Annotated in this window: 9 protein-coding genes; all 9 read left to right on the top strand. The window is 44.9% G+C overall.

Going from position 1 to position 14,167, the window contains the following annotated elements:
- The first annotated feature begins 179 nt into the window (after positions 1 to 179).
- The 9 genes from pilM to gltB all read left to right on the top strand — a co-directional run bounded on the left by pilM (position 180) and on the right by gltB (position 14,082).
- Positions 180 to 1,235 (top strand): type IV pilus assembly protein PilM, encoded by a 1,056-nt coding sequence (gene pilM / locus BTW00_RS06130; protein WP_075106689.1) that lies wholly within the window; start codon positions 180 to 182, stop codon positions 1,233 to 1,235.
- Positions 1,235 to 1,885: a PilN domain-containing protein gene (locus BTW00_RS06135; protein WP_075106690.1), complete on the top strand. Its 651-nt coding sequence runs from the start codon at positions 1,235 to 1,237 to the stop codon at positions 1,883 to 1,885. The genes pilM and BTW00_RS06135 overlap by 1 nt, the downstream gene beginning before the upstream one ends.
- A complete protein-coding gene (locus BTW00_RS06140; protein ID WP_075106691.1) occupies positions 1,882 to 2,616 on the top strand; it encodes a type 4a pilus biogenesis protein PilO in 735 nt (244 codons plus the stop codon). Before BTW00_RS06135 ends, BTW00_RS06140 begins: the two co-directional genes overlap by 4 nt.
- Positions 2,616 to 3,149: a pilus assembly protein PilP gene (locus BTW00_RS06145; RefSeq protein ID WP_058025948.1), complete on the top strand. Its 534-nt coding sequence runs from the start codon at positions 2,616 to 2,618 to the stop codon at positions 3,147 to 3,149. The genes BTW00_RS06140 and BTW00_RS06145 overlap by 1 nt, the downstream gene beginning before the upstream one ends.
- A 27-nt stretch (positions 3,150 to 3,176) precedes the next feature.
- Entirely contained in the window at positions 3,177 to 5,546 is a 2,370-nt protein-coding gene (gene pilQ, locus BTW00_RS06150; protein ID WP_075106692.1) for a type IV pilus secretin PilQ, read from the top strand.
- A gap of 205 nt (positions 5,547 to 5,751) precedes the next feature.
- Entirely contained in the window at positions 5,752 to 6,312 is a 561-nt protein-coding gene (gene aroK / locus BTW00_RS06155; RefSeq protein WP_075106693.1) for a shikimate kinase AroK, read from the top strand.
- Positions 6,313 to 6,390: 78 nt separating this feature from the next.
- Positions 6,391 to 7,500 (top strand): 3-dehydroquinate synthase, encoded by a 1,110-nt coding sequence (aroB, locus tag BTW00_RS06160; RefSeq protein WP_075106694.1) that lies wholly within the window; start codon positions 6,391 to 6,393, stop codon positions 7,498 to 7,500.
- Positions 7,501 to 7,635: 135 nt separating this feature from the next.
- Positions 7,636 to 8,739, top strand: coding sequence for a hypothetical protein (locus BTW00_RS06165; protein ID WP_075106695.1), 1,104 nt, complete (start codon positions 7,636 to 7,638; stop codon positions 8,737 to 8,739).
- An 879-nt stretch (positions 8,740 to 9,618) separates the two neighbouring features.
- Positions 9,619 to 14,082 carry a glutamate synthase large subunit gene (gltB, locus tag BTW00_RS06170; RefSeq protein WP_075106696.1) on the top strand — a complete coding sequence of 1,488 codons (4,464 nt, stop codon included), beginning with the start codon at positions 9,619 to 9,621 and terminating at the stop codon, positions 14,080 to 14,082.
- Positions 14,083 to 14,167 lie beyond the last annotated feature (85 nt).

A 14,167-nucleotide genomic window follows, 5' to 3' on the forward strand; every position in this document is an offset into this window, starting at 1 on the left:
AATTAGAATTTGTAGCGGATAACTTATTATACCTTGAACAAAATCAACAGGTCATAATAAATGTGTAAGTAGGCCTTAATATATTTTTAAACGCTTGAATCTATCAATTAAGTAAAGTATTGTATTCAATTATTACAAATAACTATCAGATTGTACACTTAATATAAGGTATAGAGTTTGTGAGGCTATTTACTTCGAAAAGTCGACATTTGATTGGTGTGGATATTTGTGCCACTTCAGTAAAAATAGTGGACATACAGCGTCAACAAGGCATGTTCCACCTAAAATCCTACGGTATTGAGAGACTACCGGAAGGTGTAGTCGTCGACAAACTCCTAGTTGATACAGAGGCGGTTGGCAACATTATAGCGAGTCTAGCAAGACGTTGCCAAGTTGCGGGCAGCAATGCTGCAACGGCCGTATCAGGATCTGCCGTCATCACCAAAATTATTGATATGGATATGATGCTAAGCGATGTTGAGCGTGAAGCACAAATACGTTTGGATGCTGATCAGTATGTGCCTTATCCATTAGAAGATGTCAATTTAGATTTTGAGGTGCTAGGTCCATCTTTAGTGAGTGAGGATATGGTACAAGTACTGCTTGCGGCCTCTCGCTCAGAAAACGTTGATCAGCGTGTTGATGCGTTGGCCTTTGGTGGTATGCAAACCAAGGTTATGGATATCGAGTCACATGCAATAGAGCGCGCTTTTGGACTGATGGCAGACAATCTGCCAAATATGCCAGAACTGGTCGCTTTGGTTGATATCGGCCATAATCAAACCACTTTATATATCGCAAAAAATGGTGAGTTCATTTATAGTCGCGAGCAATTGTTTGGTGGTGTTCAGTTAACAGAAGCGATTCAAAACCGGTATGGGTTGTCAACTGAAGAGGCAACGCTGAGCAAACGTGAGCGCACATTGCCTGATGACTACTATCCTGAAGTTTTGACCCCTTTTATAGAAAATACCATTCAGCAAATCACTCGTTCCTTACAATTTTACTTCTCCTCAAGTCAGTATAGTAGTATTGACCACGTGGTACTTGCGGGTGGTAGTAGCTCCATTGCAGGTCTCGCTGGGATGGCACAACAAAAACTTGGTGTGAGCGTTAGTGTTGCCAATCCGTTTACCAATATGACCATTGCGCCTAATATTGATAATGAGCAATTGACCATTGACGCGCCAGGATTAATGGCTGCATGCGGTCTTGCGTTAAGGAGCTTTGACTAATGGCTCGTATTAACCTTTTACCTTGGCGACAAGAGGAGCGCGAGCGTCGTAACAAAGAGTTTATGACTCTGATCGTTGCGGTGACTTTGCTCACCTTATTAGCGGCCTTTGCTTCATGGAGCTATTTTAACAATGAGCTTGATGAACAGCTTGATGCTAATGCTTTGATTGAACAAGAAAATGCACGCTTAGACACCGCATTGACTGAGATTGACAGTTTAGAGCAGCGCCGTGAAGATATTATCTCACGTATGCAGGTCATTCAAGACTTGCAAGGTCGGCGTCCTGTACCAGTACGTTTGTGGGATGATCTGGCAAGAGCGATTCCACCAGCGCTTTATCTAACCAATCTCAAACGCGAAGGCGATGTATTAACATTGACTGGTCTGGCTGATAACCCAAATATTGTATCTAGCCTGATACGTAATTTGGACAGCAGTAAATGGATGGGTAATTCAGCAGTTAGCAATATTCAACAGAACATTAGCGCTTATGAAGCGGCCCCTGTACTGAATAATACCGTCACTAAGGCTGGTGAGACACCGCGTCCAGTCTATCCTGAAGACAGTTATGTACAGTTCGTAGTGACGACTAAAGTACAATCAGAAACGCCTGTCCCTGCGGAAGATGGTGTGGGAGGGGAGTTATGAAACTTGTCCGTAAAAAAAGCCTAATTAAGACCAAAAAAATTGCTTCAAAACCAAAGAAGCAGTTTGATCTTAATGAATTTCGTCGCAGTTTTGAGTCACTAGACTCTGAAAATTATGGCAGCTGGCCGCTACCAGTGAAGGTGACGGTGGTAGGTCTTATTATTACCTTTATAGCGGCCCTATCATGGGCGCTACCGATTAGTAGTAAAATCGACGAGATCAATGCTGCTGAAAGTCAGCAACAGACCTTGCTTGAAAGCTATCGTGAAAAGGAATCGCGCGCGCGTCACCTAGAAGCCTATCAAGCACAGGTCATTCAGATGGAAACGGAGTTTAATACCTTGTTAGACCAGTTGCCAAAAGATACGCGTGTGTCAGAGCTGGTAGAAGGTATCAATATGACAGGTGTCGGTAGTAATATTCGTTTTCAAGACATCTCTGTCGAACCTGAGATTGAAAATGAATTTTTCATTGAGCAGCCGATTCGCATTGCTGCTTTAGGTGAATATCATCAGTTTGGTAGTTTTATCAGTGGCCTTGCAGCACTGCCTCGTATTATCACCATGCACGATTTTGAGGTGAGTAATCCACAACCGAGCTTAGATGTTTTACCTGAGCTTAATCTAGTCTTGCAAACCAAAACCTATCGTTCAAAAGAAGCGACTCCTGAAGATGAAACGGCTCCTGCAGGTGATGCCGCCGCTACTGATGCAAATGCAGGAGGTAACTAATGAGTATGCAAAAACTACCCATGCTGTTGACTTTAAGTATCTCAGTGCTAGCGATGACTGGCTGTACGGATCGTATCGGTATGGCAGAGCAAGCGATGACTGACATCCGTAACCAGCCAGCGCAGCCTATCGAACCACCACCCAAAGCTGAACTAGTAGAAGACTTCGTCTATAGTGCAAGCTCACAGCGCAGCCCGTTTTTACCACCGAGCTTGGTGAATGTAGAGGGTCCTACCACTTCTATTGATGGCGTGCGCCCAGATATTACACGTGTAAAAGAACCACTTGAACAATACGAGTTATCGCAGCTGGTTTTTCGAGGCGTAGTAGTGTCGCCTGAAGGTCAGCGATACGCATTGGTACAACGTCCTGATGGTTCAGTTGCTAGTGTGAAGGTGGGTGATTATCTTGGATTGAATGACGGCCGTATTGTTGAAATCACGCCGACCCAGATCAATTTGATTGAAATTGTGCCAGACAGCCGCGCTGGGTTTATTGAAAAACCCCAGTCGCTGGTATCCCCTATAAGCTAAGTCGGCAGATTTTTTGAGGAATAAATAATGACAGTACGCAATAACAAGGTAATGATGATGAGCAACCGCGTTTCTTCTGCTTTTGCCATTTCAGCACTGGCAGTCAGCATGGTGGCAGTAAGTAGTAGCGCCCACGCTGCACAGCGCATCAATAATGTGTCTGTAGTGCAAACTGCACCAGCAGTGACACAAATGCGTTTGGGGTTCACAGGTTTACCAGTATTGCCTGCAGCCTACCAGCTTGATGATCCTAGCCGCTTGGTATTAGACTTTGAACAAGTACAAAACGGTCTTGCCAGTCGTTTCAACGAATACAACATTGGTATGGTCAATGATGTCACCACGTTGAGTAGCGACAGTACGACGCGTCTTATCGTTGGCCTCAAGCAATCAGGCAATTATACAACAGCGATTGAGGGTAACGAGCTACTACTGACCATTACAGATCCTGATCGTCCAGTGATTACTAGTGACCCTGTACAAGATGTCCTTAATAACTCTAGCGGCATCACCACCACTGCAGTCGTTACGCCAATCGTCGAGACTAGTACGGTTCCTGTTGCGGCTGTCAGTACAAATAATACAGTCGTGGTAGAAAACGAAGTACCAGCCGATACGATGGTAGTCAGAGTTAATCCACTGTTGAACCCACAACTTGCTTCGGCACAAGTGAGTAAGCAATACAGCTATGATGGTCTCAGCGCGGTCAATTTTTCGGCAGGTAATGATGGTGGCGGTAACGTCAGCATGGTACTTGCCAACGAAGCCATTCCGGTAGATGTACAACGCCAAGGTAATAAGCTTGTCGTACGTTTAACAGGCAGTACGGTCCCAAGAAACTTGCTACGTCGATTAAATATTAATAGTGGTCTGGTGAGTAGCATCGATACTAAAAACCAAGGACAAAATGGCGTCATCACTATCAACATGTCTGATGATTACGAGTATCAAGCTTACCAATCGGGCAATCAGTTAAATATTAGTATTAGCAAGCCTGAGCTGCTACGTGAGCCGACACTTGAGGAGAGAGTATACAGCGGCGAGCCACTGTCCATGGAATTCCAAGACGTTGAAATTCGCAGCGTGTTAGATATTTTAGCACAGTTTACCGAGATGAATATCGTTGCGAGTGATTCAGTCGCTGGTAACATCACCTTGCGTTTGATCAACGTGCCTTGGGATCAAGCACTCGATATTATTCTAAAAAGTAAAAATCTAGGCAAGCGCGAAAATGGTAATGTGATTTTGGTTGCGCCTTCTACTGAACTCGCTGAACAAGAAGCACGTGAGCTTGAAGCGCAGCAAGCTGTTCAATCTTATGCGCCATTACGTACTGAATATATTCGTTTGAGCTATGCAAAAGCACAAGATGTCCTGACTTTGATTTCTCAAGGAAGTGGCTCATCTGGTAGTAGCGGTATAGGGGGCACGAGCGGACTTACAAATCGTGGAAATGACAATAATACGTTGTTGTCGGATCGTGGTACGGTAACAGTTGATGAGCGTACCAATACCTTGATTGTCAAAGATGTGGCAAATAGCATTGAAAATATTCGTACCTTAATTAGCAAGATTGACATCCCTGTGCGTCAGGTTATGATTGAAGCGCGTATCGTTAGTGCCACTGACAGCTTTAGTAAAGAGATTGGGGTTCGCTGGGGAATCTTATCGAATGGTGCAGCCAATAATCGTAGCTTGTTGGTTGGTGGTAGTGATCAAACTTTGTGGGACTTAAAAGATTTTGACGTAGAAACCACGACTGTCAATGGACAAACGGTTTCTTATCCTTCATATGACATCAGCCGTCCTGATAACTTAAACGTTGATTTAGGGGTGGATAATCCAGCCGGTAGTATCGCTTTTGGCCTATTAAGTTTATCTGATGTGATGCTTGATCTTGAACTATCAGCATTGCAAGCGGACAATCGCGGTGAAGTCATCTCAACCCCGAAAGTTTTGACGGCCGACAAGCAAACCGCAAAAGTTTCTTCTGGCACCCAGATTCCTTATCAGGAAGCCTCAGCGAGCGGCGCAACTACAACCAGTTTTAGAGAAGCGGCACTGAGTTTAGAGGCGACGCCAAATATTACCCCTGATGGCAAAATTGGTCTGCAGTTACTTATTACTAATGGTACGCCGACTATTATCAACAATCAGGTGGCTATTTCCGAGGATTCTATCTCAACCAATGTGATCGTTGAAGATGGTCAAACGGTGGTATTGGGTGGGGTCTTTAGAAACCGCACTAACAACAATGTGGACAAAGTGCCGTTTTTAGGCGATTTACCATACATTGGCCGTGCATTCCGTAAAGATGTGCGCAATAACAATAAGGAAGAGCTGTTGATATTTGTCACACCAAAATTGATCAATGATGGTACAACTCGCTTGAATTAATCATAAATTTGTTTATTATTCACTAAAAAAGTAAGCCTTAGTGCTTACTTTTTTTTGTGCATAAACTTAGCATCTTTAATATTGCGAGCTATATGCATGGATTAATGGACGATAAGCGCTAAATATTACTAACAATAATCACAGCGCATTACTAGCCAGAATATCAATGACGTTGTATGATAGCTAATTTAGCTGAGTGAGTATTATGGTGCAGGAATTGCCGTCGGTGTTTTTAGTGGGTCCGATGGGAGCGGGGAAGACGACGATCGGTAAGTTACTGGCCAAGCAGTTAGGTCGCACTTTTGTAGATAGTGATTGGTATATCGAATCGCAAACCGGTGCTGACATTGCTTGGATATTCGCCAAAGAAGGTGAAGCGGGTTTTCGTGAGCGTGAAACGCGTGCCATTGATGAGCTGACTCAATCTCCCCAAATTGTATTAGCAACTGGCGGTGGCGCAGTATTGGCTGCTGAAAACCGAGAGTTCTTAAAACAGCGTGGTATCGTGGTTTATCTCAATGCCCCGGTCGATGTGCAAATGGCCCGCACTTCTAAAGACAAGTCACGGCCTCTTTTACAACAGCCTAATCCTAGAAAAATACTGCAAGATCTATATAGTATTCGCGATCCGTTATATCGTCAGGTCGCGCATATTATTATGCCCACTGGTCACACTTATCCACGTCATATGGTCAGCCAATTAATGCAGCAGCTGAACGCATTTTTTGATGGTACTGCCACCATACCAAAAGACAATAAAGAGTAGACCGATATTATCTATTGATATGATAGGTAGGTACACTCAGCTACTTTTACCCAACTATAAATGCTTAAGGAGTGTCTCATGGCAACGTCACTGTTTCATGATAGCTTAACAGTTCGTACGCAAAGTCATGATTATCCAATCATTATTACTGAAGATGCGACGTCAAAAGACAGCAGTATGGCAAAGCAAGTCGCACCTTATATTAAGGGTTGCCAAGTATTGATTGTGACTAACGATACCGTGGCACCTCTATACTTGCAAGCTTTAGAAAACGAGCTAGCAGAGCAGTTTACGGTAAAAGTTTGCGTGTTACCAGATGGTGAGCAATATAAGAACCAGACAAGCATTGACCAAATATATGATGCACTAATGGCAGAGCATTTCAATCGTGATGTCACGCTTATCGCACTTGGTGGCGGCGTGGTGGGTGATATGACAGGTTTTGCTGCGGCAAGTTTTATGCGCGGGGTCAACTTTATCCAAATTCCAACGACCTTATTATCGCAAGTCGATTCTAGCGTTGGCGGCAAAACGGGCATCAATCATGCGCAAGGCAAAAATATGATTGGCGCATTCTGGCAGCCACAAATGGTGCTCGCTGATATGAGTACGCTCAAAACGTTGCCTGCACGTGAGCTATCAGCAGGAGTCGCTGAAATTATTAAGTATGCGCTCATCATGGATGAAGCGTTTTTGACATGGCTTGAAGAGAATCTACCTGCAATGATGGCGTTGGATCTGGCAGTACTTGGCGAGGCGGTGAAGCGCTGCTGTCAATACAAAGCAGATGTGGTCGCTCAAGATGAAAGAGAGTCAGGTGTGCGTGCTCTGTTGAACTTTGGACATACGTTTGGTCATGTGATCGAGACCCATCAAGGCTACGGCAATTGGTTGCATGGTGAGGCGGTAGCGGCGGGCATGATGCAAGCGGCTGAACTGTCCCAAAAAATTGGTTGGTTGACCCTTGATGAGGTTGAGCGCATTAAGCGTGTTTTAATGCTAGGTAACCTGCCAACCAAACCGCCTGCCATTGATGTACAAACTGCTCTGAACTTGATGGGGCACGATAAAAAAGTGAAACACGGACAAATCCGGCTGATTTTGTTAAAATCAATAGGAAGTGCAGTGTTAACCAATGACTTCAATGACGATCTGTTGCTCGAAGTGTTGTCACAACACAGCACATAATGTATCAAAATTTTAGTGAGTGTTCGTACTAAAGCTTGATATGTACAGCAGATTTATAGGCTGCACTAGCTGCACTTCTATTTGAATGAGCATTGATGTAATGCTCTTAAATATGTTTTTACCAAGGACCTCCCAATGGCAGCATCAAAATCGAAGACGCGTACCGCTGGCCAATCATACAGTCGTCAAGCCCTGATTTGGCTGGTCGCGACGTTACTATTAGGTGTTGTGACAGCGTTAGTCTGGATGCTAAGCCAAACGCCAGCGATGGGTGCCAAAATTGAAAATGAACCAGTATCAGCACCGCAAATGTTGGCTGATGAGTTTGAGCAACCATTAAAAATCGAGTCGCTTCACGAGCTGGATACCGATGTACAGCCGATTAGTTTTGATACGACTGTCCGTGACTTGCGTAATTATCCTGACGAGTTTAAAGACAAGCGCTATCTACTTGCCAACAAGGGTAAGTGGACCGTGCAGGTGATGAATGTCGCTGAAAATGACGTGATTGTCAGTTATTTAGAAGGCCGTGAAGATCGTGATAAGTTCGCTTATTTTCGCTATCTTGATAGTGAAAATCAAGTCCGTTATATGCTGACTTACGGAATCATGAGTAGTCCACAGGAGGCCGTTGGGGCAGCAAAGCTCACAGATTTTAAACTGCCTGCCAATGTACGTGTGCTACCGGAGGAGATCAATCGATACGTAAGTATTATCGATAACTACGAGCGTCCTGATCCAGTAAAAGATTTAAGTACGAAGCGCACGCGCGCTGTCAATCTAAAACCGACTAAGCGTGAAATACCAGTACGTCAGCAAGCTCAAGCAGTTAATAATACGGCTAATGAGCAAGAAGCCGCTAACACCAATGCGAGTCGCGATAGTCAACGACCCTCTAACGATAGCACCCCAGTAGAAAGCATCCGTCAATCTGCAGATACCTCTGAAACATTATCTGTCACAGAAGAGCGCACAGTTGGTAATGAGCCACAATCAACTGATGAGGCATCAAGTCAAACGGAAAGTAATACCAATAACTCCAAGCAGGAAAATAAAAAGCCGTCAACAGCAGGTGCAGATAATAGCACCGCTAAAAAACCACCCGCTGTACCTGCGCCAAAACCGCCCAATACGAGCAACAATGGGGCAAATAGTAATGCAAATGCACCTAAAAATAATAATGCGCCTAAAAATAATAGTGACAGTATCAAGTCGTTAATAGAGGACAAAAGCAACTGATACGAATTTTCTGTTATTGAAAACCCCACTAGCTAATTGGTTAGTGGGGTTTTTTATACTTCGTTTTTTTAATATATTAGTGGCTACTGTCGCTATTTTGGGGCAAAGTGTTAAAGGTAGACACAACTCATCCACTGCCTTATGCAACCCTACGTAGGCGCTTTATATTATATTTCTAATGGGTTCTTAATCGTCCTATAACCAATAGTAATGAGACCTTATACAAATTATGGCTGATGAATCGATAGAAAAGACTAGATTTTTTGTGAATCATTAACTAATATAACTGTGGGCGACGTTCTGTATAGTTATCGTAAAAAACTATTATTAAACAAGCATTTAGTAGCAAATCAATGATTTATAAGGTGTGTTACTAGGGTTTGTTTTCTCAAGCGCGGCTACTTACTGGCTATGTTAAAGTTCTTGTAAGTGACGCAACCTCTCTTATTGTCACTCTTTTTAGAGTGAATAAGGCGCTTGAATACAGAGCGTCAGATATTCAAGACGAACCATATGCACGGTTATTAAATGGTTGGATGTCCAGCTCTCATTGCTAGATATAACGACATAACACACGATGCTTAAACAAACGACATAACGTATTACTGATTGGGCAATTGGCATTTAGGGGTATAAATTACTCTGTTTCAAAGGGCTGCCATTTACTGTCTTTAATATACGACGCATATGTCACGACATTATCTGATGACCAGGAGGGTCAAAGGTTTACTTGCTTTTAGAGCATGATGTCGATTGAGCCTCGCACCATTTACTAATTCAACTATCCGAATATCCACTATCAGCCCGTTCTGCTTACGGGTACCAGCTTATGCTCCGCATTGGAGATGTAAGTTGCCCGTCTACTTAAAAGGACAAGCTATGTCAATGATTTCCTCGCAAACACACCTGGCCACGCCAGATGATTTTTCTGATAATTGCGGTTTTGGTCTAATTGCTCATATTAAGGGTGAAGCCAGCCATAATTTGGTAAAAACCGCCATTCATAGTTTAAGTTGCATGACACATCGTGGTGGTGTGGCGGCAGATGGTAGAACTGGTGATGGTTGCGGTCTACTATTAGCGACGCCTACCGACTTCTTTAAACAGATCGCTGATGAGCAGCAATTCGCAATCACAGACAACTTTGCCGTTGGTATGGTGTTCGTCAATTTGGATGATGATAAAGCCAAGCATAGCCAGCAAGTATTGAGCGATGAGATTACCGCTCAAGGATTAGAAGTCGCTGGCTGGCGTGATGTGCCACTTGATTTGAGTATTGTGGGTGAGATCGGCCGTGAGACATTACCAGATTTTAAGCAGGTATTTGTCAATGCGCCAGATGACTTGGCTGCTGAAGATTTCAACCGTAAGCTATTTGTTGCACGCAAAAAAGCAGAGCAGCGCCTGACAGATGACGAGCTGTTTTATGTATGTTCATTAAGCTGCCAGACCATTATTTATAAAGGTCTGGTCATGCCATCAGACCTGCCAGCATTTTTCTTGGATCTTCAAGACGAGCGCTTGGCGTCACATATCGTGGTTTTCCATCAGCGTTTCTCCACCAATACTTTGCCGCGTTGGCCATTGGCACAGCCGTTCCGTTATCTGGCTCATAATGGTGAATTGAATACCATTACAGGTAACCGCAACTGGTCTAAAGCACGCACGCCAAAGCTCAAATCAGACAAACTGCCGAACTTAAATGAATTGACGCCGCTTGTAAACAGTACAGGTTCTGATTCATCAAGCCTAGATAACATGCTTGAAGTGCTAATGTCTGGTGGTATGAATTTGTTCCATGCGATGTCGATTTTGGTTCCACCAGCGTGGCAGAACGTCGATAGCATGGATATGGATTTGCGAGCGTTTTATGAGTTTTATTCGCAGCATATGGAAGCGTGGGATGGTCCTGCAGGGCTTGTGATCCAAGATGGACGCTATGCCGTCTGTATGCTCGATAGAAACGGTCTGCGTCCGTCACGTTGGGTGACCACCAAGAACGGTTATATCACGGTTGCATCAGAGGTTGGTGTTTGGGACTACTCACCACAAGATGTGTTGGCAAAAGGTCGTGTCGGCCCAGGTCAAATGCTGGTTATTGATACGTTGACAGGTCAAGTGATGGATACGACTGCTGTTGCAACGTTGCTGAAAAATGCGCATCCGTATCGAAAGTGGCTGCGTGAAGAAGCGACACGTGTCCGTGATGATGAGCGCTTAGAAGAAACCTTAGCAGCGCAAGCGTGCCGTGGCGATAAGCTAAAAGCTTTACAAAAGATGTATCACATCACCAATGAAGAGCGTACAGAGATCATCCGTCCTAATGCTGAAAACGGCCAAGAGCCAGTAGGTTCGATGGGTGATGACACGCCAATGGCAGTACTATCGCAGCAAATCCGCCATGTCGGTGATTTTTTCCGTCAGCAATTTGCACAGGTGACCAACCCGCCAATTGATCCACTACGTGAATCCATTGTGATGTCACTACAAACTTGCCTAGGTGCTGAGACTAATGTGTTTGCGCCATCTTCAAGAGATGCTCATCGTATTATTTTGTCATCACCAGTCTTGTCAGCCAGCAAGATGCAGCAGCTTGAAACCTTGGATAATCCAGCATTCAAGATGGCTCGTATCGATCTGAACTATGACCGTACTTTAGAGTTATCTGATGCTATCGTTGCTATTTGCGAAGAAGTGGCAGATAAAATCCGTTCGGGCAATACCTTGATCGTACTGTCTGATAAAGAGATCGATGCAGAAAAAGTACCTGCCAATGCCATCCTAGTCACAGGAGCCGTGCACCATTACCTGATTGCAGAAGGTATCCGTACCGATGCTAACTTGGTGATTGAGACAGGTCTTGCGCGCGATTCGCATCAAGTGGCTGTATTGATCGGGTTTGGTGCAACTTGTGTGTATCCATATCTGGCATATGATGTTATCGATGACTTGGTGGCTACTGGTGAATTGCTTGGTGATCCGATTCAAGCTCGCGTTAATTTCCGCAAAGGCTTGGATAAAGGTTTGCTAAAAATCTTATCAAAAATGGGTATCTCTACCATTGTGTCGTATCGCGGTGCGCAGCTGTTTGAAGCAGTTGGTCTGTCTGAAGAGGTCGTGAGCCTATGTTTTAAAGGTGTACAAAGCCGCATCAAAGGCGCTACCTTTGCAGATCTTGCCGCTGACCAAGCGCAACTGGCTGCCAACGCATTTAAGCGTCGTGCGCCACTAGATCAGGGCGGTTTGCTCAAATTTGTCTTCAATAAAGAGTACCATGCCTTTAACCCTGACGTGATCAACAGCCTGCATACGGCAGTACGTACGGGCGATTATGAGAATTATCAGAATTATGCCAATCTAGTCAATAGCCGCCCAGTGGCGACCTTACGTGACTTGTTGCAACTAAAGACTGACAACAGTATCGATGTCGATGATGTTGAAGATATCTCTGAGATTTTGACGCGTTTTGACTCAGCTGGCATGTCACTAGGTGCGCTGTCTCCTGAGGCGCATGAATCGATTGCAATGGCGATGAATACTATCGGTGGACGTTCAAACTCTGGTGAGGGCGGTGAAGATCCTGCGCGTTATGGCACATTGCGCAACTCAAAGATCAAGCAAGTGGCCTCTGGTCGTTTTGGGGTGACACCTGCATATCTGCGCTCAGCAGAAGTGATGCAGATTAAGGTCGCTCAAGGCGCAAAACCGGGCGAGGGTGGTCAGCTACCTGGTGGTAAAGTGAATGCGCTGATTGCGCGCTTGCGTTATTCGGTGCCAGGCGTGACCTTGATTTCACCGCCGCCGCATCATGATATTTACTCTATCGAAGATCTGGCGCAGCTGATTTTTGATTTGAAGCAAGTCAATCCAGATGCATTGGTATCCGTTAAATTGGTGTCGCGTCCGGGTGTTGGTACGATCGCGACAGGCGTTGCAAAAGCCTATGCCGATTTGATTACGATCTCAGGTTATGATGGTGGTACAGCAGCATCTCCGCTATCGTCTATCCATCATGCAGGCTCGCCATGGGAGCTAGGTCTGGCTGAAACCCATCAGTCCCTACGAGTGAATGGGTTACGTGATAAGGTACGTGTTCAGACCGATGGTGGTTTAAAAACAGGATTGGATGTCGTCAAGGCTGCCATTCTTGGTGCAGAGAGCTTTGGCTTTGGTACTACGCCGATGATTGCGGTTGGTTGTAAGTACCTTCGTATCTGTCATTTAAATAATTGTCCAACAGGGGTTGCTACCCAAAAAGCCAAGCTGCGTGATGAGCATTTCATTGGTGAAGCAGAAATGCTGATTAATTTCTTTAAATTTGTGGCGACTGAAACACGTGAATGGTTAGCAGCGCTAGGTGTTCGTAGTATGGAAGAGCTGGTCGGTCGTACTGACTTGCTCGATATCTTAGAAGGTAATACGGACAAGCAGCGTCATCTTGATTTAACGCCATTGCTATTTAGTCACCCAGCCAGTGTGGGCAAAGCTCAAACGTGTCAGGTGGAGCGTAACGAGCCGTTTGATAAAGGCTTGCTCGCTGAGCAGATGATTCGCGATATGCTCGTCAATATTCGCCAAGGCTCAGGCGGCGATTATAGCTATTTCGTTGGCAACTGTGACCGCTCTATCGGTGCTCGTATCTCTGGTGAGATTGCGCAAGTATGGGGCAACCTTGGCATGAGCGATATGCCGATCAAGCTTCGCCTGACAGGTACTGCAGGGCAAAGTTTAGGCGTGTGGAATGCTGGCGGCCTAAATATTGAGCTTGAAGGCGATGCCAATGACTATGTGGGTAAAGGCATGGCTGGCGGTGAGATTGTCATTTATCCACCTAAAGACTCAAACTTTACGGCACAAGAAACCGCCATCATCGGTAATACTTGTCTATATGGTGCAACGGGCGGTAAGTTATATGCTGCTGGGACCGCAGGTGAGCGTTTTGGCGTCCGTAACTCTGGTGCGCATGCAGTCATCGAGGGTACAGGTGACCATTGCTGTGAATATATGACTGGTGGTATCGTCACGATTCTTGGACGTACTGGACTCAACTTCGGCGCTGGTATGACGGGTGGTTTTGCTTATGTACTCGACATGGAAGGCGACTTCTTTGATCGTTGCAACCATGAACTGATCGATCTCAACCGTATCTCAAGCGAGCAAACAGAAGAGCATCGCATTCACTTACAACAAGTGATTGAAGCTCATGTAGATAAAACAGGCAGTGCGTGGGGTCAGACGATATTGGACGACTTTGAGCACTATGTTCGTAAATTCTATTTGGTGAAGCCAAAAGCGGCGAACATTGCAAGTCTTCTTAAAACTACCATGGCCGACCCACAATAGCCGATTTGTCATTGTCGGTCGTGTCAATCGATTGTCTTAAGAGATCGTATTGAGGAATCGACAATGACTTTAATTAGGGTAGCCA

It is taken from the genome of Psychrobacter sp. C 20.9 (genome assembly GCF_001921765.1).
In the GTDB taxonomy this organism is placed as follows: Bacteria; Pseudomonadota; Gammaproteobacteria; order Pseudomonadales; family Moraxellaceae; genus Psychrobacter; species Psychrobacter piscatorii_B.